General features: G+C 62.6%; 26 protein-coding genes. 9 read left to right on the forward strand and 17 right to left on the reverse strand.

Annotated elements, in window-relative coordinates:
* Position 1: 1 nt before the first annotated feature.
* From ACMGFL_RS08610 to trpC, 5 genes are all read right to left on the reverse strand, one after another.
* A complete protein-coding gene (locus ACMGFL_RS08610) occupies positions 2-1,552 on the reverse strand; it encodes an acyl-CoA carboxylase subunit beta (RefSeq protein WP_436935127.1) in 1,551 nt (516 codons plus the stop codon).
* Between the two features lie 96 nt (positions 1,553-1,648).
* A complete protein-coding gene (locus ACMGFL_RS08615) occupies positions 1,649-2,455 on the reverse strand; it encodes a 2-amino-3,7-dideoxy-D-threo-hept-6-ulosonate synthase (RefSeq protein ID WP_436935128.1) in 807 nt (268 codons plus the stop codon).
* Positions 2,456-2,541: 86 nt separating this feature from the next.
* On the reverse strand, positions 2,542-3,405 hold the full coding sequence (gene trpA / locus ACMGFL_RS08620; protein ID WP_436935129.1) for a tryptophan synthase subunit alpha: 864 nt from the start codon (positions 3,403-3,405) through the stop codon (positions 2,542-2,544).
* The gene (trpB, locus tag ACMGFL_RS08625) at positions 3,402-4,652 is read right to left on the reverse strand and encodes a tryptophan synthase subunit beta (protein WP_436935130.1); all 1,251 of its coding nucleotides are present in this window, start codon (positions 4,650-4,652) and stop codon (positions 3,402-3,404) included. The genes trpA and trpB overlap by 4 nt, the downstream gene beginning before the upstream one ends.
* A 52-nt stretch (positions 4,653-4,704) precedes the next feature.
* On the reverse strand, positions 4,705-5,463 hold the full coding sequence (trpC, locus tag ACMGFL_RS08630) for an indole-3-glycerol phosphate synthase (RefSeq protein WP_436935131.1): 759 nt from the start codon (positions 5,461-5,463) through the stop codon (positions 4,705-4,707).
* Between the two features lie 128 nt (positions 5,464-5,591).
* On the opposite strand from trpC, the gene ACMGFL_RS08635 reads away from it, so the two are divergent.
* Complete coding sequence (locus ACMGFL_RS08635; RefSeq protein WP_436935132.1) at positions 5,592-6,053, forward strand: methylated-DNA--[protein]-cysteine S-methyltransferase; 462 nt, start codon at positions 5,592-5,594, stop codon at positions 6,051-6,053.
* 19 nt (positions 6,054-6,072) lie between these two features.
* Here ACMGFL_RS08635 and ACMGFL_RS08640 read toward each other — a convergent pair whose 3' ends face one another.
* From ACMGFL_RS08640 to ACMGFL_RS08650, 3 genes are all read right to left on the reverse strand, one after another.
* A complete protein-coding gene (locus ACMGFL_RS08640) occupies positions 6,073-6,357 on the reverse strand; it encodes a hypothetical protein (RefSeq protein ID WP_436935133.1) in 285 nt (94 codons plus the stop codon).
* Positions 6,358-6,406: 49 nt separating this feature from the next.
* Positions 6,407-7,486, reverse strand: a complete 1,080-nt coding sequence (gene ygfZ / locus ACMGFL_RS08645; protein ID WP_436935134.1) for a CAF17-like 4Fe-4S cluster assembly/insertion protein YgfZ — start codon at positions 7,484-7,486, stop codon at positions 6,407-6,409.
* A gap of 78 nt (positions 7,487-7,564) precedes the next feature.
* Entirely contained in the window at positions 7,565-8,809 is a 1,245-nt protein-coding gene (locus tag ACMGFL_RS08650) for a carboxypeptidase regulatory-like domain-containing protein (protein ID WP_436935135.1), read from the reverse strand.
* 170 nt (positions 8,810-8,979) lie between these two features.
* On the opposite strand from ACMGFL_RS08650, the gene ACMGFL_RS08655 reads away from it, so the two are divergent.
* From ACMGFL_RS08655 to ACMGFL_RS08670, 4 genes are all read left to right on the forward strand, one after another.
* A complete protein-coding gene (locus tag ACMGFL_RS08655) occupies positions 8,980-9,831 on the forward strand; it encodes a hypothetical protein (protein ID WP_436935136.1) in 852 nt (283 codons plus the stop codon).
* Positions 9,832-9,939: 108 nt separating this feature from the next.
* Positions 9,940-11,106 (forward strand): MFS transporter, encoded by a 1,167-nt coding sequence (locus ACMGFL_RS08660; protein WP_436935137.1) that lies wholly within the window; start codon positions 9,940-9,942, stop codon positions 11,104-11,106.
* A 103-nt stretch (positions 11,107-11,209) separates the two neighbouring features.
* Positions 11,210-12,115: an ABC transporter ATP-binding protein gene (locus ACMGFL_RS08665; RefSeq protein WP_436935138.1), complete on the forward strand. Its 906-nt coding sequence runs from the start codon at positions 11,210-11,212 to the stop codon at positions 12,113-12,115.
* Position 12,116: 1 nt separating this feature from the next.
* Positions 12,117-12,926, forward strand: coding sequence for an ABC transporter permease subunit (locus ACMGFL_RS08670; RefSeq protein WP_436935139.1), 810 nt, complete (start codon positions 12,117-12,119; stop codon positions 12,924-12,926).
* A 45-nt stretch (positions 12,927-12,971) separates the two neighbouring features.
* Here ACMGFL_RS08670 and ACMGFL_RS08675 read toward each other — a convergent pair whose 3' ends face one another.
* Entirely contained in the window at positions 12,972-13,259 is a 288-nt protein-coding gene (locus tag ACMGFL_RS08675) for a DUF5789 family protein (protein ID WP_436935140.1), read from the reverse strand.
* A gap of 132 nt (positions 13,260-13,391) precedes the next feature.
* Between ACMGFL_RS08675 and ACMGFL_RS08680 the strand changes: the two genes are divergently transcribed.
* Both ACMGFL_RS08680 and ACMGFL_RS08685 read left to right on the forward strand, forming a co-directional pair.
* Positions 13,392-14,405 (forward strand): cell division protein CdpA domain-containing protein, encoded by a 1,014-nt coding sequence (locus ACMGFL_RS08680; RefSeq protein WP_436935141.1) that lies wholly within the window; start codon positions 13,392-13,394, stop codon positions 14,403-14,405.
* Positions 14,406-14,525: 120 nt separating this feature from the next.
* A complete protein-coding gene (locus tag ACMGFL_RS08685; protein ID WP_436935142.1) occupies positions 14,526-14,846 on the forward strand; it encodes a transcription factor S in 321 nt (106 codons plus the stop codon).
* A 48-nt stretch (positions 14,847-14,894) separates the two neighbouring features.
* Here the strand turns inward: ACMGFL_RS08685 and ACMGFL_RS08690 are convergent, their stop codons facing one another.
* A complete protein-coding gene (locus tag ACMGFL_RS08690) occupies positions 14,895-15,617 on the reverse strand; it encodes a methyltransferase domain-containing protein (RefSeq protein WP_436935143.1) in 723 nt (240 codons plus the stop codon).
* Positions 15,617-15,994: a nascent polypeptide-associated complex protein gene (locus ACMGFL_RS08695; protein WP_436935144.1), complete on the reverse strand. Its 378-nt coding sequence runs from the start codon at positions 15,992-15,994 to the stop codon at positions 15,617-15,619. The genes ACMGFL_RS08690 and ACMGFL_RS08695 overlap by 1 nt, the downstream gene beginning before the upstream one ends.
* Before the next feature lie 125 nt (positions 15,995-16,119).
* On the opposite strand from ACMGFL_RS08695, the gene ACMGFL_RS08700 reads away from it, so the two are divergent.
* Positions 16,120-18,771, forward strand: a complete 2,652-nt coding sequence (locus ACMGFL_RS08700; RefSeq protein ID WP_436935145.1) for a PKD domain-containing protein — start codon at positions 16,120-16,122, stop codon at positions 18,769-18,771.
* A 533-nt stretch (positions 18,772-19,304) separates the two neighbouring features.
* Here the strand turns inward: ACMGFL_RS08700 and ACMGFL_RS08705 are convergent.
* The 5 genes from ACMGFL_RS08705 to ACMGFL_RS08725 all read right to left on the reverse strand — a co-directional run bounded on the left by ACMGFL_RS08705 (position 19,305) and on the right by ACMGFL_RS08725 (position 22,322).
* Positions 19,305-20,387, reverse strand: a complete 1,083-nt coding sequence (locus ACMGFL_RS08705; RefSeq protein WP_436935146.1) for a glutamate--cysteine ligase — start codon at positions 20,385-20,387, stop codon at positions 19,305-19,307.
* 85 nt (positions 20,388-20,472) lie between these two features.
* Complete coding sequence (locus ACMGFL_RS08710; protein WP_436935147.1) at positions 20,473-21,174, reverse strand: RNase P subunit p30 family protein; 702 nt, start codon at positions 21,172-21,174, stop codon at positions 20,473-20,475.
* A complete protein-coding gene (locus tag ACMGFL_RS08715) occupies positions 21,174-21,605 on the reverse strand; it encodes an RNA-binding protein (RefSeq protein WP_436935148.1) in 432 nt (143 codons plus the stop codon). Before ACMGFL_RS08715 ends, ACMGFL_RS08710 begins: the two co-directional genes overlap by 1 nt.
* Positions 21,606-21,611: 6 nt before the next feature.
* A complete protein-coding gene (locus ACMGFL_RS08720) occupies positions 21,612-21,821 on the reverse strand; it encodes a DUF1918 domain-containing protein (RefSeq protein WP_436935149.1) in 210 nt (69 codons plus the stop codon).
* Positions 21,822-21,890: 69 nt separating this feature from the next.
* Positions 21,891-22,322 carry a universal stress protein gene (locus ACMGFL_RS08725; protein WP_436935150.1) on the reverse strand — a complete coding sequence of 144 codons (432 nt, stop codon included), beginning with the start codon at positions 22,320-22,322 and terminating at the stop codon, positions 21,891-21,893.
* A 173-nt stretch (positions 22,323-22,495) separates the two neighbouring features.
* Between ACMGFL_RS08725 and ACMGFL_RS08730 the strand changes: the two genes are divergently transcribed.
* Positions 22,496-23,056 (forward strand): NUDIX hydrolase, encoded by a 561-nt coding sequence (locus ACMGFL_RS08730; RefSeq protein ID WP_436935151.1) that lies wholly within the window; start codon positions 22,496-22,498, stop codon positions 23,054-23,056.
* 4 nt (positions 23,057-23,060) lie between these two features.
* Here the strand turns inward: ACMGFL_RS08730 and ACMGFL_RS08735 are convergent, their stop codons facing one another.
* A complete protein-coding gene (locus ACMGFL_RS08735) occupies positions 23,061-23,894 on the reverse strand; it encodes a hypothetical protein (protein WP_436935152.1) in 834 nt (277 codons plus the stop codon).
* Positions 23,895-23,944 lie beyond the last annotated feature (50 nt).

Consider the following 23,944-nt stretch of genomic DNA (forward strand, 5'->3'; position numbering starts at 1 on the left):
ATTAGAGGGGGATGTTACCGTGTTTTCGTTCCGGCTGTGATTTGCGTTTCGAGCGCAGCATATCGAGATCGCTGATAAGCCGCGGCCGGGTGTCCTTGGGTTCGATCACGTCGTCGACGTAGCCCCGGTCGGCGGCCGTGTAGGGGTTCGCGAACTGCTCGCGGTACTGCTCGATGAGTTCCTCGCGCCGTTTCTCGGGGTCGTCCGCCGCTTCGATCTCGTCGTCGTAGAGGACGTTCACCGCGCCTTTCGGCCCCATGACCGCGATCTCGGCGGTCGGCCACGCGTAGTTGACATCGGCGCCGATGTGTTTCGAGGCCATCACGTCGTACGCGCCGCCGTAGGCCTTCCGTGTGATCACGGTCAGCAGGGGCACCGTCGCCTCGGAGTAGGCATACAGCAGTTTCGCGCCGTGGACGATGATGCCGTCGTGTTCCTGGTCGGTCCCGGGCATGAACCCGGGCACGTCGACGAAGGTTACGAGCGGAATGTTGAACGCATCACAGAAGCGGACGAAGCGCGCACCCTTGACCGCGGAGTCGATGTCGAGCGTGCCTGCGTTGACCCGCGGTTGATTGGCGACGACACCAACCGAGTGCCCGTCGAGTCGCGCAAAGCCGATTACGAGATTCCGGGCGAAGGCCTCAGCAACCTCGAAAAACGACCCTTCGTCCATGACACGTCCGATGACGTCGGTCATGTCGTAGGGCTTGCGTGGCTGGTCGGGGACGATGGAGTGCAGTTCCTCGTCGCGGCGCTGTGGGTCGTCCTGTGGGTCGATGCGCGGCGGGTCCTCGACGTTGTTCTGCGGGAGATAGGAGAGCAGATGCCGGATATCGTCGAGCGCTGCCTTCTCGTCTGCGGCGGTCAGGTGGGCCACACCCGATTCGGAGGCGTGTGTCCCCGCCCCGCCGAGTTCGTCGAAGCCCACCTTCTCACCCGTTACTGTCTCGATGACATCGGGGCCGGTGATGAACATGTGGCTGGTCTCCTCGACCATCAGCACGAAGTCGGTGATCGCTGGCGAGTAGACTGCGCCGCCAGCGCACGGTCCCATGATCGCCGAGATCTGCGGGACGACGCCGCTCGCCTGCTGATTGCGGTGGAAGATGTGCGCGTAGCCAGCCAGCGAGTCGATACCTTCCTGAATGCGAGCGCCCGCCGAGTCGTTGAGACCGATGATCGGCGCACCAGTTTCCATCGCCCGGTCCATGACCTTCGTCACCTTCTCTGCGAAGGCCATCCCGAGCGACCCGCCGAAGACGGTGAAGTCGTGGGCGAAGACGAACACTGTCCGGCCGTTCACCTCGCCGTAGCCGGTGACGACGCCGTCGCCGAGAACCTTCTTTTCCGCCATGTCGAAGTTGTAGCAGTCGTGGGTTCGAAGCTGGTCGAACTCGGTGAACGTGCCGTCGTCGAGGAAGTAGTCGATGCGCTCGCGAGCGGTTAGTTTCCCCTTCTCGTGTTGGGCCTCGATGCGCTCTTCGCCGCCGCCCTTGCGGGCCTCCTCGCGCAACTCTCTGAGTTCGTCGAGACGGTCGTCCATCGTCATGTGTGGTCCCCGTCAGCCATTGCAAGGAGGAAGTGTGACCGCGGTAAAAAGGATTCCCCAACGATTCGAGCCAGTTCGGCGTTCCCCGTCGCAAACTCAGCGCTCGACCGACAGACCAGCACGCTCTACGGCTTCCTCAGCAGCGGCGTCGTCGTGAATGACCGCCGCGACGGCCTCAGTGATCGCGCCGGGGTCGTCGTGCTGGAACAGGGACCGTCCCATCGAGACGCCAGCGGCCCCGGCGTCGACTGCGCCGCGAACCATCGACAGCGTCTCCCTGTCAGTTCCCTTGCTCCCCCCGGCGATGAGCACCGGCAGGCGCGTCGATTCGACGACACGCTCGAAGGTGTCGGGGTCGCCCGAGTAGGCCGTCTTGACCAGATCCGCGCCGACTTCCTCGCCGAGACGGACTGCGTGGCCCAGGTCCTCGGCGAACTTCGCGGGGTCGTCCGTCCTGACATCGTGGCCGCGGGCGTAGGTCATCGCGAGCACGGGCATCCCGTACTCGGCGGCGGTGCTCGTCACCTCACTCAGTTGCGTGATCTGGTCGGGTTCGTGTTCGCTCCCGACATTGATGTGAAAGGAGACGGCGTCTGCGCCAGCGCGAATCGCATCTTCGACGGTTCCGGTCGGGCGCTTGTCACTCTCGTCGGGGCCGATGCTGGTCGACCCGTTGAGGTGGACAATATAGCCCGCGCCGTTCTTGTTCGGGTGTACCCGCGGTGCGATCCCTCGCTGGGTCAACACGGCGTCCGCTCCAGCGGCGGTCACCGCGTCGATGGTGGATTCGATGTCGACGAGCCCCTTCACCGCGCCCAGTGTGATTCCGTGGTCCATCGGGACGACGAGATGTCGGCCCGCTGTCCCGATCCGATCGAGTCGTGCCGCGTTCCCAGCAGTCATTGTGACACAGTGTGGCAAGTACGGTTATGTGCGTTCCGATTGCGACCGACAGTCGTCTGCTGTCTCTGTGCTGTCAGCATTTTCACCTATTTCGTGCTCTGATTTGTCGGTCGGCCGCGCAGCGCGCCCTCCTTGAGTTCGTGCGCCTTCGATTCCAGTCTCGATGCTGTCTGCTCGACTGGTTCGTCGGTCTCGTACCCCTCGGCGATGATGTCGACCAGCGCCGACCCGACGATGATGCCGTCTGCGCCAGCGGCGACGATGCGCTCTGCGTGGTCGCCGGTCTTGATTCCGAAGCCGACAGCCTTCGGCACGTCCCAGTCTGCGATCCGTTCGAGCGAGCGCTCCGTGTACTCGGAGACGTCGTCGCGCGCGCCGGTCGTCCCGAGTCGTGCCTGCACGTAGACGTAGCCCGACACCTGCTCGCGCATCCGTTCGAGTCGCTCGCCCTCCGTCGTCGGCGCGACGATGAAGACCAGATCCAGACCGAACTCGTCGCAGGCCGCACGGAGCGGTCCCGCTTCCTCCGCTGGCAGGTCCGGAATGACGAAGCCGTCGATGCCGACCTCTGCGGCGCGCTTGACGAACGGCCGCGGGCCGCGCTCGCTCTCGTTGTCGTCGCCCGGCGTATTGCTGTCCGCCGAACCGCCGTACTGGTAGACCAGATTGTAGTAGGTCATGCAAACGAGCGGCACGTCCACGTCTAGGTCGGAGACGAAGTCGAAAAAGCGGTCAGGGGTCATTCCTGCGTCGAGCGAGCGGACGACGGCCTCCTGAATCGTCGGCCCCTCGGCGATGGGTTCCGAGAAGGGCAAGCCGAGTTCGATCACGTCTGCGCCGCCCCGCTCGACCGCCTCGACGTACTCCAGTGACGCCTCGTAGTTCGGGTCGCCAGCGGCGAGATACGGGACGAAGGCGGGGCCGTCGGCGAAGGCGTCTTCGAGACTCACAGGCGGCCACCTCCTACGTCGCGGAAGATGCTCATGTCCGGCGCGATATCGAGGTCGCGCTCCATCGTCTCTTCGATCACGGTTTCGAGATCCTTGTCCCCTCGACCGGAGACGGTGATGACGACCAGATCACCGAGTTCGTCGTGGTCGTTCTCCAGATAGCCGAAGGCGTGAGCCGTCTCCAGTGCGGGGATGATCCCCTCGTCCTGCGAGAGTCGGTGGAACGCCTCCAGCGCGTCGTCGTCGTCGACGTTGACCGCCTCGACGCGCCCCTCGTCGACGAGATGGGACAGTTCCGGGCCGACGCCAGCGTAGTCGAGACCGGCAGAGACCGAGTGCGACTCCATGATCTGGCCGTGACTGTCCTGGAGAATCTTCGTGCGTGCGCCGTGCAACACGCCCTCCTCGCCGGTCGACAGCGTCGCCGAGTTCGGGGCGACGCCAGCGTCCTCGTCGACGGTGAGCGAGGACCCGCCAGCCTCGACGGCGTACAGGCCCACGCCCTCGTCGTCGACGAAGTTGGCGAACGTACCCATCGTGTTCGATCCACCGCCAGCGCAGGCGAGGACGGAATCGGGCAGTCGCTCCTCGCGGTCGAGAATCTGCTCGCGGGTCTCCGCGGAGATGACCGACTGGAACTCTCGGACCATCGCCGGGAACGGGTGCGGGCCGACGACGCTCCCGATCACGTAGTGCGTGGTCTCGACGGTTCGCGACCAGTCCCGCATCGTCTCGCTTATCGCCTCTTTCAGGGTTCCCCGACCGGTCGTCACCGGCGTCACAGTCGCGCCGTTGGTTCGCATCCGGAAGACGTTGGGGCGCTGTCTGGCGATGTCGGTCTCGCCCATGTAGACCTCACAGGGCATGTCGAGATGCGCCGCGGCCATCGCCGTCGCGGTCCCGTGTTGCCCTGCGCCGGTTTCTGCGATGATGCGGTCCTTGCCCATGTACTTGGCCAGCAACACCTGCCCCAGCGCGTTGTTTAGCTTGTGTGCGCCGCCGTGAAGCAGGTCCTCGCGCTTGAGATACACCGTCGTGTCGTAGCGCTCGCTCAACTGTTCGGCGTGCTGAAGCGGGAGCGGACGACCGCCGAAATCGCGCAGTCGCTGGCGAAACTCGTCCATGAACCCGTCCTCGTTTTCGAGCACGTACCGCTCGTACGCGTCGGTTAGCTCTTCGAGTGCCGGCATCAGGGCCTCCGGCACGTACTGTCCGCCGTACTCACCAAACGTCTTCTCTGTGCTCATCGGTTTGCCTCAGTTGGTCGCGTGTTCATCGTTGATCTTCTGAATCGTGCATTCATACGTCGGTCTCCGTGAGTCGCTGCGTGTTCGCCCGCACGTCCCCGTCCATGATCGCCGACCCCACGAGTAGTCCGTCAGCGCCCGCCTGACACATTCGTCGCACGTCTGCTCGCTCGGTGATACCGCTTTCGGCGATGAGTGTCACGTCGTCGGGAACTGCGGGCGCGACACGCTCGAAGGTTTCGAGATCCACTTCAAGTTGCGCCAGGTCGCGGTTGTTGATTCCGACGATGTCGGCCCCGGCCGCGAGGGCCGCCTCGACCTCCGATTCGGTGTGGGTCTCGACGAGCACCTGAAAGCCACGCTCGCGGGCCGCCGTCAGCAGCGACTCCAGGTCCTCGACGAAACGAGCGATCAGAAGCACAACGTCCGCTTGCACGGTGTCGAGTTGGGATTCTTCGAGGATGAAGTCCTTCCGCAAGACCGGAACGTCGACTGCCTCGCGGATCGCAGTCAGCGTCTCCGGGTCGCCGCCGAAGTGATCGGGTTCGGTCAGCACAGAGAGCGCCGCCGCGCCGCCCTCAACCATCCCCTGCGCGAGTTCGACCGGGTCGTCGGTGCGCTCGCCGTCCGTCGTTGGCGAGGTTGGCTTCACTTCAGCGATCACCGGGACTCGGCCGTCTGCGCTGGCGCGCTCGAACGCCTCCGGCAACGAGCGAGCGGTCACTGTCACACGCTCATCTCCACCCGCTCGCTCCCGTGCGCTCGCCAGTATCGACCGAACTGCTGGCGCGACTTCCTCTGAAGACTCCATTAGTGAACACTAATGGACAGAGATGTACATAAGGCTTGTGTAAGAGCGTCGGAGTGCGGGTCGGTCCGGGCGCGAGAGTGTCTCGAACGGACACGAATCTTCAAGGGGGATAGCGCCGAGGGGCACGTATGGAAGATGCGGGCATCTACGCACGCAAGTCGGGGTATCTCGACCGCTACGTACAGGTCGGCATCGCACAGGGGCGCGTCATCTCTGTTTCGTTTCCGGTGAGCGAACCCGACGATGCGGGGGACACCCATGAGTTGCTGGACCGGATCGAATCGTACCTGAACGGGGCGCGCGATGACTTTTCGGACGTGCAGGTGGCGATGACGATGGAGACAGACCATCGGGCGGTGCTCGAAGCGGTTCGGGAGGTTGGATACGGACAGGAGCAGACCGTCGAGGGACTCACACGGATGGTCCCCGGGCGCGACCCAGACGAGCAGTCGGACCGCACGCTCGTCCGGGAAGCGCTCGCGGCGAATCCCGTCCCACTTCTCATTCCCGACCATCGGATCCGCGACGGCCCGAGCGGCGCTCCCCCGGATGTCGAGCAGAAATTCCGCTCTGTCGAGGGGTTGGCCTGATACCGTCGGTTGGTCGTCGTCACTCGGTGGGTCCGTCCGTCCCCTCGACACTCTCCGTGCCCTGAGACTCGATGTCGATGCTGATCGGGTCGTCGGCGGATGGCGCGGTGTCAGTGCCTGCTCCCGCAACCGCTGTGGCGAGATAGCCGACAGTCCCGGCCACGAACCCACCGGCTGCGGCCCCGCGGACGCCGCGTCGAGCGCCGACTGCGGTCCCAATCGCACCACAAAGGAGCGAAACCGCTGCTGGACTCGGTGACGTATCGACGGTCGTCTCGCGCTCGTTCGCGTGCTGTTGAGTCATACCGGTTCGTTTGATGCGCTCAGTAATAGGCTTGGCTCTGTCGGCTGAATCAGTAGGTCGGCAGGCGCGCGGAGCGTTCGGACCCCTCGACGAACGGCAGTTCAGCGCTGGCCGCCGAGTACTCTGACTCCGCTCGCACCGTGAGCGTTCCCCCATCGATCCCCTCAGCGTCGACGAGTGCGAGCGCGAGCGGCGTCTCCAGCGTCGGACTGTTGAGCGCACGAGTGACCTCTCCCACTGCCTCCCCATCGAGTGCGACTGTCGAACCGACGTCCGGAACTGCTTCGACCTCCAGTCCGATCAGACGCCTGTTCAACTCTCCGCGGTTCTCGATGCGTGAAAGCACCTCCTGACCGACGAAACACCCCTTCTCGAAGTCGATGGCGTTGCGGATACCGAGGCTGTTCGGGATCTGTCCGTCGAGTTCCGACTCGAACAGCGGCGTCCCCGCCTCTAGCGTCAGCGAGTCCCACGTCTGATAGCCGAATGGCGCGGCGTTCAGTCCGCGGGTTTCGAGCGTGTCGAAGACCCGCTCTGCGCGGGATGCGTCGCAGACGACCTGATAGCCCGTCTCACCGGTCGGCGCATCCATTCTGATCACGGTGAGACCGACGTCCCCTGCAGACCCGCGGACAAACGACAGCGAATCCTCGGGCGTTCCCACCGAGAGCACGCTCGCGATCTTCTCGGTCGCCTGCGGGCCGTGGACGCCAAACACGGCGAAATCGTCGGTCGCAACGCTGCAGTCCACATCCTGAATGAAGGTCTTGTCGAGCCACTCCTCAGCGAGCGGTTCGCCCTCACCGGGCGGGAGAAAGAGCAGCAGTTTGTCGCCCGCGTTGAGCACGTACATATCCGTCTCGATGCGGCCCTGTGGCGTCAACATCAGCGCGTAGGTTCCCGTTCCGTCCGTCTGCGGCACGGTGTTCGAGATTGTGTTGTCGACGTACTCGACGCGGTCGTCGCCGGTGACGACCAGCACGTCAGCGACCTGCTCGATGAGACCGACGCCGTTACGGACGGCGCGGTGCGCGCTCTCCGGTCGGCCGTACTCCCCGACTGCACGGCGACCGCCGCGCTCGACGAACGTCGCCCCGTGGTCCTCGTGAACGTCCCCGAGTACAGTCATCGGCGCATTCTCGGGGCCCGCGGGTGTTAAGTCCCCCGAAGAGCCGGGGTGCCGAACGCGCTACTGTGCTGAAGCCCACTACCGTCTGCGCGCGAGCAGAGCGGCGGCCACCAGCGCAACGAGTCCGGTACCGACGCCGAATCCGGGACCGAGGCTATCGTCATCCTCCGGTTCCTCGGTCGGAGTCGCTGTCTGCGTCGGCGTTGGCGTTTCGTCGCTTCCCGGTGAGACGCCCTCGATAGTGCTGGAGTCGGAGAGGTCACCGTCAGACGCCGAAATCGTCTGTTGTCCGGCTGCCGTGATCTGAACCGTCAGTTGCCCGTTCGCGTCGGTTTCCCCGAGTTCCTCGTCGTTGAGGGAGACTGTCGCCCCCTCGACTGGGTCACCGTAGGCGTCCGTGACGGTCACCGTGGTGGACTCGTTGACGACGACCCGGTCCTGCGCCGAGTCGACCGTGATCTCCGGCGTCCGCGAAATCGAGACGTTCATCGTCGCATCCGCTTCGTTGATCTTGACCCCCTCCGTGACCGACACGTATCCGTCCTTTGTCACCGAAATTTCGTAGATCGTGTTGACAGCCATGTCGGTGGTTCGGGTACCGTCACTGCGCGTCGAGAGGACGTCGTCTTCGATCTGGATGTTCGCGTTCTCGACTGGCTGTGGTGGGTCGAAATGGTCGTCTGTGACGTTGACCGCCAACTCGACGGAGCCACGCGAAATCGTGATATCAAGTTCGGCTTCGGAGTCCGAGAGCGTGAAGTCCCGATACGTGTCGAGAAAGCCCTCCGCCCGCGTCCAGACCTCGTACTCACCGCGTTCGAGTTCGGCCGTTTCGGCGACGCCATTCTGGTCTGTTCGAACCGTCTCGACGACATCGTTCGGCCGATTCTCCAACTGCTGACGGAACCGAACCGCAACATCTCCGATCGGCTGGCTGGCCTCGTCCGTGACCGTCACCGTCGTGGTTCCCGACATCGAGACGTCGACCTCGACCGGCAGTCGATTTTCACCCTCCGGAACCGACGCGTCCTCGATCTCGTAGGGCTGGTTGCGGACGTACACCGAGTGGTCGACGGAGATTTCCACGTCAGCCCCAGCCTCGACTTCGAGCAGAGCGGCACCCCCGCTGGTGGTTGTCGCCGTATCGCTGCCCCCATCCCACGTTGCAGTCAGTTCCGCATCCCCCACACCCTCACCGTCCTGGTCTACGAGCGTCACGTCGACGGTCACTGTGTCCTGCCCGGCAACTCCCCCAATCGCGACCGCCGCGAACGCGAGTGTGCTCACACCGACCAGCGCGGCTACGAGAAGCGACCGATTCATACCTAACTGTGCGAGGACGAGTGTTAAATCTCTAACGACCGTTCACCGTTCGGGCGTGTATATCGACTGTCTACTGCGGTTTGACTGTCGACGCAATCGTCATCTGTGCGTCCTTCGTCGCGAGCGGTTTCGACCGACACAATTAATTCACTGAGCGTGAACCCTCTACTGTGCAAGACCAACAGTTTCTCGAGTCGGAGTGGGATTACTGTCTGGTGCTCGATTCGTGTCGGTTCGACGTGTTCTCGGAGGTCTACGACGATTATCTGGACGGGACTCTGGAAAAGCGTCGGTCGCTTGGCTCCTCGACCCCGGAGTGGGCCTACCGGACGCTGCAGGGGGATCTCGACATCGCCTACTTCTCCGGAAATCCGTTCATCAACGGGCTCGGAATCCCGCTGAACGAACTCAAGTGGGGTGCAAGCTGTGACTACGAGTGGACGGCGACCGAGCATCTCGCGGAGATATTCGACATCTGGCAGGAAGGGTGGGACGACGACCTCGGGACCGTTCCGCCGGAGAGCATGACCGAGGCCGTCGAGGACCACCGGGACGCCATCGAACGACGCGACAGGACGGTCCTACACTACATGCAGCCCCACGCTCCGTATCTCGGCCGCGGCGAGGGCGGCAAACTGACCACGATCCAGAAGGGGATCAAGCGACAGGGGGACAAGGAGGAAGACGACGGTGGACTGCTCTCGTCTGTCGGGGACAAGATCCGACCGAAGGCCGAATCGCTCCTGGATGGGAGTTCGCTCGCGATGAAAGCGGGACTCATTCTCGAACTCGACACCGTCACGGCGCTGAGCAAGGGCACCCGCGAGACAGCGATGGAGTACCACGAGGAGAACCTCCGGATCGCACTCGAAGAAATCGAGGACCTCGTCGAGGAGCTGGATGGCGACGTCGTCGTCACCGCCGACCACGGCGAAGCCTTCGGCGAGGAAGGCGTCTGGGAACACCACATCGAGACCTACATCGACCCGCTGATGGAAGTCCCGTGGCTGGAAGTGGCGTAACTGCGACAGACGGGAGGTGGAGCGTCACTGTGATTATCGCGATAACTACGATCAGTCGACGCTATCAGAGGCTTTAGAAGGCAGTCCCGCCGATCGATACTCGACAGGATGGACGTGCTACCGACACTCAGGGAATCGCCCGCAGTCGCGGTGATATTTGCGAGCACGCTCGTTGGTGTCATGGGTGTTTCGCTCATCAGCCCCGCCTTGCCCGCTATCCAGGAGGCGTGGGGAATCTCGGAATCACAGGCCAGTTTACTGCTGTCGGTGTTTACGCTTCCGGGGATCGTTCTCTCACCGCCGATCGGGGTAGTGACCGACCGGATCGGCCGAAAGCCCGTTCTGGTCCCCTCGCTCGTCGTGTTCGGACTCGCTGGCGGCGGGATCATCTTCGTCTCCGATTTCACGCTGATTCTCGCGCTTCGAGCGCTGCAGGGTGCCGCGAGTAGCGCGATAATCATGCTCACGGTCACGCTGTTGGGCGATATGTTCACGGGTCAACAGCGACAGACGCTGATCGGCGCGAACGCGGCCGTACTCGCTGTCGGCGCGGCTGGCTATCCGCTTCTGGGCGGCGGACTCGCCGCGCTGACGTGGGCGGCCCCGTTCGCGTGCTTTTTCGTCGCATTACTCGTCGCTGTCCCGGGGATAACACTGCTTGCGGAACCAGATCGGTCTGAAACCGACGCCAGTTCGAGCATCCGCGAGTTTCTCACCGGGTCGACGCCGATGGCCCCCTTCGCGCTCCTGTATCTCGCCTATTTCGGCATCTTCGTTCTCCTCTACGGTGCGCAACTCACAGCCGTGCCGTTCCTGCTCTCGAACGAGTTTTCCCTCTCGTCGGCGAATATCGGCGTTCTGCTGGCGTTGCCTGCCGTCATGATGGGGACGGCCGCGATGCAGGCTGACCGGATCCTCGGCGTGGTCACGGATTTCCAGTCCATCGCGCTCGGATTCGTGAGTTACGGGGTCGGTCTCGCTATCGTGGCAGTTGCGGAATCGATCGTCGTCGTCGCTGGCGCGTTGCTGTTGTTCGGACTCGGTCAGGGGCTCGCGGAGCCGATTACGGACACCGCACTCAACGAACGCGCACCCGACGAATTTCGCGGTAGCATCATGAGCATTCGGACGAGCGTGCTCAGACTCGGGACGACCGTCGGCCCGCCGCTCACCGTCGGGGCGGCAACCGTGATTGGCTACCGGCAGACGCTGTTTGTCTCCGGCGCCGGTGCCGCTGTCCTTGGACTGGTCTGGCTCGTACTGCCGCGACTGTGACACCGTTCGCGTGACCGATGGTGGAATACGTCTGTTTTGCCGCCCGACGAGCGTCGAACCGAATGCAAACGATTTTCATGCGCCTTGTGCGAACTGCCAGCCTGTGTCAGCAATTGATCTCCGCGGCGTCTCCAAACAGTATGGGGACGTCACTGCCCTCCAGGACCTCTCTCTGACAGTCGAGGACGGGGAAGTGTTTGGCTTTCTCGGCCCGAACGGTGCAGGGAAATCCACGACGATCGACATTCTGCTCGACCACGCCCGGCCCGACACCGGGCAGGTTCGGGTGCTCGGAATGGACGCACAGGACAGCACCGTCGCCGTCCGGGAACGAACTGGTGTGTTGCCCGAGGCGTTCGGCCCGCTCGGCGAGATGACCGGGCGACAGCATCTCGACTTCGCTATCGAGGCGAAGGGCACCGCCGACGACCCGGACGAACTACTCGCCCGGGTTGGTCTTCTCGAAGCCGGTGACCGCCCAGTGAGCGCCTACTCGAAGGGGATGAGCCAGCGGTTGATGCTCGCGATGGCGATTGCCGGGTCGCCCGAACTCCTGATCCTCGACGAACCGACGACCGGGCTGGATCCGAACGGCGCTCGACAGATGCGCGAGATCATCACCGCCGAGCGCGAGCGCGGCGCGACGGTCTTCTTTTCGAGCCACATCCTCGAACAGGTCGAGGCTGTCTGTGACCGGGTCGGCATTCTCGCCGGTGGCTCGATTGTCACGGTCGACACTATCGAGGGGCTGCGCGAGGCGGCCGGAACGACCGGCGAAATCGCCATCTCGCTCGAACGCGTGTCGGAGGAACTTGTCGCACACGTCGAAGCCCTCGATGGGGTCTCCTCGGCCACCGTCTCGGAGTCGACACTCCGTGTAAGCTGTACGAATCGCGCGAAAGGCGGCGTGGTCCGTGCGTGTCTCGCGGTCGACCCCGCCGTGACGAACATCGAGACGAGCAAGGCGTCGCTCGAAGACCTGTTTGCGGCGTACACGGGGGGCAACTGAGATGCGACTGCCACAGATCGCCCGGAAGGATGTCGGTGATTCCATTCGGGGATGGCGATTGCACACACTCGTCGTCATGTTTGCGCTCGTCGGCGGTGCGCTCGCGTACTTCGTCGACGCTGACTTTGCAGAGGCGCTCGTGTTGCTGTTGGCCTTTCTCTCCCCGCTCGTCGGGCTGTTGTTCTCTCAGCACTCCATCGTCGGGAAGCGTGACAGCGGCGAGTTGACCGTGCTGCTCGGACTGCCCTTCTCCCGGCTGGAGGTCTATCTCGGAAGCTACCTCGGACGGACGGTGGTTCTCACAATCTCTGTCGCGAGCGCATACGCGACGACGGCCGTCGTCGCCGTGCTCCTCGGGAAGCCAATCGATGCGAACGAACTGCTGATCGGGTTTGTCCTGATAACCCTTCTTGGGATGGTGTTTGTGGCACTCGCTATCGGCTTCTCGGCGGTCACGCGAAGTACGTCAGCCGCCTCGGTCTACGCGTTCGGGATGTACCTGCTCTTTGCGTTTCAGCTGTGGCGACTCCTGCCCGACGGTGTGCTGTTCCTGCTGAACGACTTCGAGATCCCCAACAACCGCCCCGAGTGGGCGCGCATCTTCGAACAGCTCTCCCCGTTTGCAGGTACGAGAAATATTGCGGCGGGTGTCGCGCCCGACCTCGCTGACCCGTTCCCCGTGGTTGCAGCCTCGGTTCCCCCGAACCCGCCGGTCTACATGACGCTGTGGTTCGCCCTCGGCGTCGTGTTGGTCTGGCTTGCTGTGCCACTGCTGGGTGGATACGTTCTCTTCAACAGGAACGATCTGTGAACCGTCTCGGGGCGAAATCTCGGAGGCAGAAACAACCGCAGCGGGTCACTCCTCGGCGGTCGGGATGGGCCCGGACCCGACCACGGGTTCGAGCGTGTCCATGAACTCACGGCGACTCGAAAAGTAGGTCGTGTCGACCGCTTCGAGCAGGTCTGAGAGCGCTCTCGGGCCGTCGGGGGTCCGGATCATGGTGTCGCCTTCGCGTCGTTCGATCTCGCCTTTCTCGATCCCCCACATGAATCGAGCGGCGATCCGGGCCAGCGGCGCACCCTCGACTGGCGCTCCGTCCCCGAGTTCGATCGCGTTCGCTTCGGCCTCGTCTTCGTCAGCCATGATTGGCGCTTCACACCGGCGCTGATTAGCCTTTTCGGCTCAGACTGTCGACTATCCGATTTCGATCCGGAGTCTGTCGTCTGACGACTGTCTGACGGGTAATTTTGTGCGTGCGAGAGCAACGACGTGATCATGACCAGTCTGTCACGCGTCTACGAGGGCGGCGTCGGGAGCGTCGTCGACCGCAAGCGTCGCGTTCTCGGTATGAGCGTCTTCGTCGCCGGGGTTGCGATGGTGGTTGGTGCGATCCCTCTCGCGACGACCGGATTGCCCTCGTCGCTCGGGCTCACGACGCTCGAAGCCCGAGAGCTTGCAGGGGTTCTCGCTGGCCTCGGCGTGCCCGCTGTCTTCGTTGGCATCTTCGCGGTGTTGCCAGCCAGCAACGCGACGCGGGCCGCCGGTGCCATCGGCGCGAGTCTGGCCGTTCTCGGGGTCGGACTCTTTCAGCACGCCTATCCACAGCGCTGGCTCACGACCGACCCTGGTTTCACACTCGCGACGATAGTGGTGTACTCACTGGGAACGCTCATCACCTTCTGGTGTCTGTTTATCGCCGCCGCGACGTTCAAGACTCGGAACAAACCTGGCGGTACCGCTCGTCTGGAGATAACCGACGAGGGAACGGTTCGACTCGTCGAGACTGAGTCACCGATGCCGGGCTTTGGCAGCGTCGGTCTCTTCGGCCGTGACCCGGACGGCGACGTGGAAACACAGACGAACCGCGATGACGACGACGAGATGCTCGTTCCCGAACCGACAGCACAGACACCTGACGCGACAGCTACCGCCAGCGACCAGCGCACCCAGTCCTCATCGCAGACGCAGCGCTCATCCGGCACGAAGAAGCAGCGAGACACCGGGCCGGTCACCACCTCGAATTCGAGTACGACGACCGGCAGTCAGTCGTCGGATCCGCTCTCGACGACGCCGGAACCGACGAGCGACGGCGGAACGGCCGTCTCGATAGGCTCCGAACAGCAGACGATTCCGGCTGCCAGGCGTCGGTCGCGGCCGGACAGTTACTGCGGCAACTGTGAGCACTTCGAGTACGTCCGCGCCGACGGCGAGATAACGCCCTACTGCGGCCTCCAGAACGCGCTGATGGAGGACATGGACGCCTGCGAGGAGTGGGAGCCAAACAACTAATACTGCTGGCTGTACGTTCGGAAAGATATTCGCCACCCGGGGCGGCGAATTCGTTCAAAATGGTACAGCCAGCAGTATAAACCCGGGCGCTTATATCGGTCCCGACGGCTACATTCCGATATGCAATTCTGTGACGAGTGCGGCTCGATGATGAAGACAGAGGACGACCGCTGGGTGTGTGGGAGCTGTGGGTACGAGGAACTCCGCGACGAGGCCACAGAGGAACAGATGGTGACGACGACCGGCCAGGAAGAGAGTGAAATCATCGACATCAGCGACGCCGAGGACTCTGGACGGCCCAAGACGACGGCACAGTGTCCAGAGTGTGACAACGACCAGGCGTACTGGTACATGCAGCAGATCCGTGCGGCCGACGAGAGCGAGACGCGGTTTTTCGTCTGTACCGAGTGCGAACACAAGTGGCGCGAAGACGACCACTGAGCGAAACGCTAGCCGAACACGGCCGCCGTCAGGGACGTCAAGCGACGGTCAGGGCCGCCGAGCGACGGTCAGATAGCCGGTGTGACCGACCCCCGCTGTAGAGGGGCGGGATCCGCGGTCGTCGAAGTCCATCTCGCGCTGGATGGTCTCTCTGGTTTCGATGTCGACGAGACCCACCTCGCGAGCGCGCTCGACGACTTCGCGGCTGGATTCGACGAAGGGGGAGTAGACTGCAGCGTAGCCACCCGAGACGAGCAGCGTCGGTGCGTGTTCGATCACGGCCGGGGCGTCTTCGGTGTCGAGCGTGAGCACGTCGAACCCCGAGAGTTCTCCGAGATGATCGAGGATATCTCCAGTGTGGACGGTGACCGATTCCTCGACGCCTGCGACCGCCAGGTTCTCTCGGGCGGTGTCAGCAAATTCGGGGTCGCGCTCGAAGCTTTCGACGGTTGCGCCCGCCCGACCGAGTGCGACGGCGAGAATCCCCGTTCCGGTTCCCGCATCGAGGACACAGTCACCGGAGCCAGCTCCGGTGAGTCCGAGCACGAGTCCCACGTCGCGGGGCATCATCGGCGCGCCGGTGCGTTCGAGGTGATGGAAGAGATCCGGGAGCCTGAGTTTCCGAACGGTGAACGCGGTTCCGAGATGCGTCTGGACGATATCTCCGGCCGAGACGTCCTCGGGGACTTCGAGAATCCCCAGATCGGTCTCCATGCGCGCTCCCGGGTCGAGCAGATACTCCCGGTCGTCGTGAACGAGCAGATACGCCACTATTCGAGGCGTTCGATCGCTGCGACCAGGTCGCCGTCGGTCGCATCGAGGGCGTCACGGGCGTCGTCTTCGCTCACGCCAGCGCGCTGGGCCACGAGTTCGACGTCCTCGTCAGGAATCCCCGACTCGTCGTCGTCGCTTTCGAGTTCAGGTGTCTCTCCCGACCGCTCGCGCGTCTCCGGGGTGCCGACGATATTGTACGTCTCCTGGCCCTTCGCGTCCATGCGCTGGACGTCAGGGTCGGTGAAGACGAGTTCCTCGTCGGCCGTTCTGATGATGACCTCCTCGGCATCGAGTTCGTCGATGTCGATGCCCATCTGCTTCATCATTTGCTGCATCTTGCTCGGGTCGAGTCCGCCGCCGCCTCCTCCAAACATACCCCCCTGTTCTCACCTCGTGCTCAAAAGGGCTACGTTGAGCGTGCCCAAACCCCTCGTATGAGTGTTATATCCAGAAACGCTTTTACAATTTGAGGGAAAATAGTGATGGTAGTGGGTGTGGGATGGAACAGACGCGTCGAGAGCTACTTACAGGTAGCTCCGTACTTGCCGCTGTCGCAATCGCAGGGTGTGGGGGCACACTCGGAAGCGAGGAGACACCCGACAGTGGCAGCACGACTGAAGCATCGGACGGTAACCAACAGGGGAACGGGACGGGAACAGACAACCCGGATGCGACGGGGGGCGATGTCGAGAGCGTCGAGGCGACGCTGCTCGTCGATGCCGCCCGAGTCGACCTGAGCGAGAAGGTCATGCTCGACGCGAGCCAGTCCAAGGCTCCGGGCGAGATAGCGAGCTACGAATTCGACTTCGAGAACGGTCCCACGTTCGAGAGCAGCGGCGGGACCATCCGATATCAATTCGAGGAGAACGGCGAGTACGAAGTGACGGTGACGGTCACAGGCGAAGACGGCGAATCGGATACCGATTCGATCACCGTGCTCGCTGGTGAGGGGAGTCAATCCAGCGACGACCAATCGAACGACGACCAGTCGAACGGCGATAGTACTGGCCCTGCAATCGTGGCGGACGTGAGTGTACAGTCCCAGACGGTCAGCCAGGGGCGTCCGATAACCGTCGATGCACGCGGTTCCGAGTCTACCGAGGGGCAGATCATCAGCTACAACTGGGATTTCGATAACGGAGCCGTTCGAGAGACGAGCAAGCCACAGATCCGTCACGGCTACCGGGAACCCGGCGAGTACGAAATCTCACTCAGCGTCGTCGACGACGCCGGAAACACGGACACAGCCTCGCGGATAGTCGTGGTACAGGAGGGAGACCAGAACGAATCGACGGCGGGCGTCGACGCGCGACTGTCACTCTCCTCGAACCGTGTCACGGTCGGTGACGACATCAAAGTCGACGCCAGCCGCTCCAGTTCCGGTGCTGGCCGAATCGTCAGCTATAGCTGGGATTTCGACGACGGAACCACCTTCGAGACCGAACAGGGCAGTATTGGATACGGATACAGAAAGATCGGCGAGTACGACATCACGGTCACGGCCATCGACGAGGCGGGCAATACGAATTCGGCAACGGCCACGGTCACTGTGGTGCCAGCCCAGAATAAGGTCGACGCACAGCTTTCGGTCGAACCGACGGTTGCGGAGCCGAGGGAGGTGATCGATGTCGACGCGACGGCGTCGACGAGTTCGGCTGGCAGCATCGAGACCTATCGGTGGGACTTCGGGGACGGAAACAGCTTCGAGACGAAAAATGGCGATATCGGATACGGCTACAAACAGCCCGGCGAGTACGACATCACGGTCACGGCAGTCGACGGTCAGGGCAACACCGGGAGCGACAAGATGACCGTCCCGGTCGGTGACGTGGGGAGTCAGGAACCGGCAGTCGACGCTGTGCTCACAGCGGATCCCGGCCAGGTGCGTGCCGGACAGACAGTCACTCTCGATGCTGACGACTCAACATCGAGCAAGGGGACCGTGGTCATCTACGAGTGGGATTTCGACAACGGGACCGCGTATGGAACACAGCACCCCACTGTCGACGTTACGTATACTGAACCCGGAGACTACAGCCCGAGCGTGAAAGCGGTCGATACGGAACAGAACGCCGACACTGCATCCACGACAGTCAGCGTCAAAGAGGGCGAATCGGACGACGCCGAAATAGAAGTTGATCTGACTGTCAGCGCGGCAGATATCTCCGTCGGAGAACAGGTCGAACTGGACGCAAGCGATGCGGAGAGTGACGCAGGAGCCATCGTCAGCTACGAGTGGATGCTCGACGATGGGGCCACGTTCAACAACGAAACAGCGTCGATCACCTACGGCTATGGTGCGCCCGGGACGTACGAAGTCACCGTGACTGTCGTTGATGAAGAAGGCAATTCCGCGAGTTCAACAGAGACCGTCACGGTCACCGAGAGCGATGATGGCGAAGATGACAGAAGTGACGACGGTGGAGATAGCGGCGACGGCGGAGATGATGGTAGCGATGGCGGAGACGATGGCAGTGGTGGAGATGATGGTAGCGATGGCGGCGACGACGGGAGCGGCGGCGATGATGGAAGTGATGGTGGCGGAGATGATGGAAGTGATGGCGGTGATGGCGTAAACTGTGATGAGTACTCGGCGTGGGACAGTGAGCAAGTATACGACCCGAGCGATCCAGAGGATCCGGATCACGCCGTCTACAACGGCTCACTCTGGAAGGCACAGTGGTGGACTCGTGGCGACAAGCCCGGTGCCAGCAAGTGGGGTCCATGGAGCAACGTCAAATCGTGCGACAGCGGTAGTGGTGGCGACGATGGAGGTGATAGTGGCGGCGATGATGGAAGTGACGACGGCGGAGATAGCGGTGACGGTGACGACGGTAGTGGCGACGATGGAACTGACGACGGCGGAGATAGCGGTGATGGCGGTGACGATGGAAGTGATGGTGGCGGTAGCGATGGCGGTGACGACGGTGGCGATGATGGAAGTGGCGGTGACGACGGTGGCGATGATGGAAGTGGCGGTGACGATGGCAGCGGTGGAGACGACGGTAGCAACAAGTATCCGAAGTGGGATCCGACTGTTCTGTACAAGGTTGGCGATCGAGTCTCCCATAACGGGAGTGTCTGGAAAGCGGTTGTCGACTCGCGAAATGCCGAACCGTCTGCGGGCTCGGCGTACTGGTCGAAGGTGTAGTCGGTACGGTTCACCGATTGCATTTTACTTTCCATCTCCACAAATTCTTTCGATAAAATAGGATTCTGATCGATATCAGGGGACATGCCACTCGAAGCAGAGTCGATTTTCATTATCGATAATTCCGATCTCCGTTCATTATATACTCCCCCGGGAGATATACATGAATGTCCAGGAACGTTCGTTCCTGGCGTCGGGACTGAGGGGGATGCCACTGGGGTGGCACCGGCCCGTGAACGCGTTATTGTTCTCGTGTTTCTGCGCTGTGAGTATGAGCCACGAGCGTGACGGGCGTGTCTGTAACCACTGTTCTCACTGAACAGAATTCGAACCCAGTCGAATGGCCCTTTCGACGAGTTCGTCGAGTCACATCATCGAAACTCGCGGTCTGATACTGCTGGCTGTACGTTCGTACAGATATTCGCCACCCCGGGTGGCGAATTCGTTCAAAATGGGACAGCCAGCAGTATCAGACATCGCCGCCGAAACCGTCTCGAAACTGTCGACGACTCCTGGTGTGATAGTTTCCTGACTCACTGCGACGGGATGCGCAGCAGGTCACAGAGTTCGTCGTCGCCGTGCTGGTCTCGAACGCGGCGCTGACGGGTCGCCCCGCTTTCGTGGTCGAGGATGTCACGTAGCGACCCGACGCCGAGACGGTCGACCTCGCGGTGGACTGCCTGACTCAGCGAAACGGTGTCTGCGCTCTCGCGGTCGATGAACGACGCGTCGTGTCCGTATCGCAACGCTCGCCATTTGTTTTCGTCGAGCAGTTCGCGGCGCTGTCGGTGGCCGCTCTCGCCATCCTCGTACCGTTCACAGAGGTCGATAATGCGGGCATGGATGTATTCGACGAACGCGAGCACGCGCTCGGGGTCTGCCTGTGCGTCGGGCGTTCTGACCTCGACGGTCCCGTGTTCGGAGTGCGGCCTGACGTCGAACCACAGTTCGCCTCGGTCGTCGATCGACCCGTTCTCGACCATCGTGCGCTCGAACTCGTCGAAGGCTTCGTAGGAGTCGAACGCGGTCGGAATGCCGGTGTTCGGCAACGCCTCGAATATCTTCGCGCGGGCCGATTCGAGTCCCGTGTCGAACCCACACCAGTACGGGGAGTTGACAGACAGCGCAAGCACCATCGGGAGATACCATCGGAGTTCGTTCGCCACCCAGACGGCCTTGTCCGCGTCGTCAACCCCGACGTGGATGTGAAGCCCCGTGGTGGTGTTGCGGTGCTGTGGGTACTGGATGCGGTCGAGTTGTGCCCGATAGCGAGGCTTCTCTGCGTGTTCGAGTTCACGCCAGTTCGCGAGTGGATGCAACCCCGCTGCGGCGATGTCGAAGCCGTTGTCGTGAGCGTGCTCACACAACGCGGACCGGACCGCGTTGAGTGTCTCCTCTGCGTCGTCGAGCGACTCGATCAGCGGTGTTTGGGTCTCGATGACACACTTGAAGAGTTCGTGGTCGAGACGTCCGTCGAGTATCTCCGGCGGTTCCGTCTCGTAGACCAGCCTGTCAGTCCCGGAAGTCGGCCGACCGCGCTCGTCGACGACGAAAAACTCCTCTTCGATGCCGAGCGTTCCCATCCGGTCGAAGTTCGCGGCGTCGCCACGCTCCATCTCTCCATCGGTTTGAACCCGTCGTGTATAGGCTTTACCGTCGGCTGTCTCGGCCTGCATCCAGAGCGAAGACCGTCAGTAAATCCTATTCTTCGTCGTCCGATTGCACCCAGACGCCGGGTTCGACAAACGAGTGCGACTGGCGCGCTCGATTCCGCTCGGCCAGCTCACCCCACGCCCGGAGTCCCGCTTCAATCTCGTCGGCCTCGAAGCCAATCGTCGAACCGACGGCCGCGATGTCGCGGGGCGCGCGCAACTGCAGATGTGTCCGTGGGTCCGCACTGACGACGTAGGGCACGTCGTAGGTCCGGACGAGCTCTCTAAGTTTGCGCAGGTTACGCAGCTGTTTGACCCGCTCGCCGCCGGTCGAGCGAAGGACAGCCGCGAAGTTGAACTCGATGTGAACCGCGTTTTCGACTGCCTCGCGTGCGAGAACGTGATTGAATCCCCCATCCTCTGCCATCGGATGTGCGAGCACGTCGACTGCGGCCTGTTCGACCGCGAATCGGTTCATCTCCGGGGATCCGCCGTGGATCGCGACGATTGTCTTGTCAGTTCGGTGCGTTCCGAGAAACCCGCTCGCCCGCGAGGGGTCTGACGCGCGGATCTCCACACCTGGAACGACATCGATCCCGTATTTCTCGGCGATCGTTTCCGGGTCGTAAGATGCCGGGTCTTCCCCGTGGTTTCGGGCGACGATACCGTCGAAGCCGTACTCGCTTGCTGTCAGGGCCATCCGCGCGACGGTGCTCTCGCCGTCCGGCCAAGCGTGGACACCCTCGTACATCAGAGACTCTCGAAGGCGTCTTCGAGTGTTTCGAACGCCCGCTCCTGTTTCGCGGGATAGGCTTCGACCTTCCCACGAAGTGTGATTCCGGTCCCCAACCGGACCTCCCCGTTGTACGCGGCCTGCTTATCGAGTGTGGCGAAAAACGAACAGTTCTCGTCGACGCGTTCGTCGAGTTCAGCCATCAGTTGGCTGAACTCATCCGCTGGGAGCGATCCAAGTGCGTCCAGCACCGTTCGCATCTCGTCGGCATTCTCGACGCGCGCCGAGAGGACGAGAATCCGGTCGCCAAAATGGCCTTCAGACGGTGTCCGGGTAATCTCGAACTCCTCGGGCAACAGTCGACGGAGTGCGTCCGCTACCCGCTTTTCGTCTTCCGTGACGTAACAGAACGTCCGGAGGTCGATGTAGTGAAACGGGACAGCGGACATGTCGAATTACTCGTCGGACTCGTCGTCCTGTTCCGCGTCGTCGGCCGGTTCGAGCGCCTCCTCGGGAACGCCAGCCTCTGACCCCTCCTCGAAGGAGACGGTGAAGTTCTTGTCGCCGAACATCGTCTCCGACACCTGCGTGATGGTGCCGACTTCGCCGTCGTGTTCGCTGTGTTTGTCGTTGAGTACGACCGTATCGTCTTTCTCCAGTCCCATATCTCTCCGTTCTCGACGGGCAGGTAAAAATTGAGTGAATCGTTCCGGACGGGTGAACAGTCAGACCCCTCAGTCGCCGGATTCCTCCGCTGGAACCACGGTCAGCGGGATGTCCGTCTCGCGGGCGAGTCTGTCGGTCGTGCTGCCGAGAATGGCTCGTTTGAGCGAATTTCCACCTCGCTGTCCGGCGACAATAAGATCGGCGTCGATTTCTGCTGCGTGGTCGAGAATTACTGTTGCGGGCCGCCCTCTACGGATTTCGGGCTTGATCTCGGCCGAACTATCCTCGTACACGGAGACGAGGTCGGCCGCCAGATCAGAGACGGCATCTTCGATCTCGGCTACGTCCTCGACGCCGAACCGCATCGGATCTGCTGTCGTATCGATCACCATGAGCACGTGGACCGTTGCGTCCGTCGCCTCGGCGAGCGACACCGCGTGATCGACAGCCTGCTCCGCTGTCTCACTTCCGTCAGTGGCGACGAGTATCGTCTCGTACATACGTACAGTTCGCCCGTGAGACTCTTGCCTGCTTTGGTCGAGACGGCCGTTGTCGCGACCCACCTCGCCTTGAAAGCTTATACCCACGGACACCAAGAGACACACATGACCGCGTTCGCCCCTCCGAATTTCGCTGTATCGGTCTGTCGAGTGCCCCTGTTCGATACACGCCGATGACGACAGTCGACGACCTGTGGTATCTCGCTGACGAGGCTGACCAGCAGGCCGACCAGACGTACCACCGCCTGGCGGATCGGTACACGGATTACATGGAATTCGAGACGACAAAACACGTCTCGCGCCGCCGATTTCGCACCGTCGCGCGCCGTATCCGCGACAACGGCGCACCCTACGGAGCGCACACGCTCGCCTATCGATCGGACAGGTCGATAGTGCTGGTCCGACACGACGGCGTCGACCTGTGGGTTCTCCCGGGCGGGGAGACACAGGGGTCAGAATCGTTCCGAACGGCCGCCCAGCGAGAACTCGACGAGGAGGCAGGGATCGATGCCGCCTACGACGGGCTTGGGATGCTCGTCCGCGTCGATTTCTACACTGACAGCCACTCAACGTGGGGAGTCCTGCCAATCTTCGAGGCTGAGGCGTCGCCGGAACCGCTCACTGTCGAGGATCCCGACGACGAAATCTCGGACGCCCGCTGGTTCGCGGAGTTGCCGCCAGACACGCGCGACAGAGAACAGTTGCGGGCGTGGCGAGCGCGGCGATTCGAGTGATTGGCTACAGGTCCTCGGGACCATGCGAGACGCCGTCGCGGCCGTCTGCACGCATCCGGCGGAGTGCGGCGCGAGCGTTTCCTGACTCGTAGCCAAACAGCACCGTCTCGGCGTAGGTTCCGGCCACCCGAGCGGCCCGAATGAGGTTGTCCACGTCGATATCGATCGCGTACAGTTCGACGCTGAAGGGGACGTCCAGACGGTCCTCGAAGCCGCTTGCGATCGATTCGAGCCAGTAGGTCGTCCCGTAGGCCGTGTCGTACACTGGGACGACGAACTCGTCGACGTACTGCGAGAGGGCGTCGGGGTTTACGCCGCTCCTGCGCTCGAGATGACCGGGATAGGGGTCGGGATACAGTGTCAGATACAGGTCGCCCGGGATCCGCTCGCGTGCGTTCGCGACGAACTCCGTGATCGTCGCGGTACGCCACTCCGAGAACGTGTCGTACTCACTCGTCTCGAACCGAGCGGTACACCGGTCGCAGTGGCAGTACTCCGCGCGCGGGAATCCTACGTCGTCGAGGCGAACATCCTCGTTTGCCTCGACAGCGTCTTCGATCATCTCGAACAGCCCTTCTCGGTAGGGCTCGTGGCTCGGACAGACGTAATCCCAGTCGAAGTACTCCCGCTCGCGTGTTGCGCGCTCACCGTCGTCGCTGACGGGCACGAGTTCGGGGTTCCCCTCCGCCGCGGCGTTGTCCCCGAAACAGGAGATCATGTTGACCCCCTCGCTGACGGGGTCGGTCGCCCGTCCGGTCACATCTTTCATTTCGAAAAACGCCCGGTCGAACTCGGGCCAGGTCAGTTCCTCCTCGTTGCGCGTGACGATACCGTACATACTACTGTCTCCGCCTGCAGACACGTAATCCGTTCGGGATAGTGCGTACT

The sequence above is a fragment of the Halovenus marina genome, from assembly GCF_051414115.1.
In the GTDB taxonomy this organism is placed as follows: Archaea; Halobacteriota; Halobacteria; order Halobacteriales; family Haloarculaceae; genus Halovenus; species Halovenus marina.

Coding starts and splice junctions, on each gene's coding strand:
- ACMGFL_RS08610 (WP_436935127.1), bottom strand. CDS start 1,552: ATGACGATGGACGACCGTCTCGACGAACTCAGAGAGTTGCGCGAGGAG.
- ACMGFL_RS08615 (WP_436935128.1), bottom strand. CDS start 2,455: ATGACTGCTGGGAACGCGGCACGACTCGATCGGATCGGGACAGCGGGC.
- trpB (WP_436935130.1), bottom strand. CDS start 4,652: ATGAGCACAGAGAAGACGTTTGGTGAGTACGGCGGACAGTACGTGCCG.
- trpC (WP_436935131.1), bottom strand. CDS start 5,463: ATGGAGTCTTCAGAGGAAGTCGCGCCAGCAGTTCGGTCGATACTGGCG.
- ACMGFL_RS08635 (WP_436935132.1), top strand. CDS start 5,592: ATGGAAGATGCGGGCATCTACGCACGCAAGTCGGGGTATCTCGACCGC.
- ACMGFL_RS08640 (WP_436935133.1), bottom strand. CDS start 6,357: ATGACTCAACAGCACGCGAACGAGCGCGAGACGACCGTCGATACGTCA.
- ygfZ (WP_436935134.1), bottom strand. CDS start 7,486: ATGACTGTACTCGGGGACGTTCACGAGGACCACGGGGCGACGTTCGTC.
- ACMGFL_RS08650 (WP_436935135.1), bottom strand. CDS start 8,809: ATGAATCGGTCGCTTCTCGTAGCCGCGCTGGTCGGTGTGAGCACACTC.
- ACMGFL_RS08660 (WP_436935137.1), top strand. CDS start 9,940: ATGGACGTGCTACCGACACTCAGGGAATCGCCCGCAGTCGCGGTGATA.
- ACMGFL_RS08670 (WP_436935139.1), top strand. CDS start 12,117: ATGCGACTGCCACAGATCGCCCGGAAGGATGTCGGTGATTCCATTCGG.
- ACMGFL_RS08675 (WP_436935140.1), bottom strand. CDS start 13,259: ATGGCTGACGAAGACGAGGCCGAAGCGAACGCGATCGAACTCGGGGAC.
- ACMGFL_RS08680 (WP_436935141.1), top strand. CDS start 13,392: ATGACCAGTCTGTCACGCGTCTACGAGGGCGGCGTCGGGAGCGTCGTC.
- ACMGFL_RS08685 (WP_436935142.1), top strand. CDS start 14,526: ATGCAATTCTGTGACGAGTGCGGCTCGATGATGAAGACAGAGGACGAC.
- ACMGFL_RS08695 (WP_436935144.1), bottom strand. CDS start 15,994: ATGTTTGGAGGAGGCGGCGGCGGACTCGACCCGAGCAAGATGCAGCAA.
- ACMGFL_RS08700 (WP_436935145.1), top strand. CDS start 16,120: ATGGAACAGACGCGTCGAGAGCTACTTACAGGTAGCTCCGTACTTGCC.
- ACMGFL_RS08705 (WP_436935146.1), bottom strand. CDS start 20,387: ATGGAGCGTGGCGACGCCGCGAACTTCGACCGGATGGGAACGCTCGGC.
- ACMGFL_RS08710 (WP_436935147.1), bottom strand. CDS start 21,174: ATGTACGAGGGTGTCCACGCTTGGCCGGACGGCGAGAGCACCGTCGCG.
- ACMGFL_RS08715 (WP_436935148.1), bottom strand. CDS start 21,605: ATGTCCGCTGTCCCGTTTCACTACATCGACCTCCGGACGTTCTGTTAC.
- ACMGFL_RS08720 (WP_436935149.1), bottom strand. CDS start 21,821: ATGGGACTGGAGAAAGACGATACGGTCGTACTCAACGACAAACACAGC.
- ACMGFL_RS08725 (WP_436935150.1), bottom strand. CDS start 22,322: ATGTACGAGACGATACTCGTCGCCACTGACGGAAGTGAGACAGCGGAG.
- ACMGFL_RS08730 (WP_436935151.1), top strand. CDS start 22,496: ATGACGACAGTCGACGACCTGTGGTATCTCGCTGACGAGGCTGACCAG.
- ACMGFL_RS08735 (WP_436935152.1), bottom strand. CDS start 23,894: ATGTACGGTATCGTCACGCGCAACGAGGAGGAACTGACCTGGCCCGAG.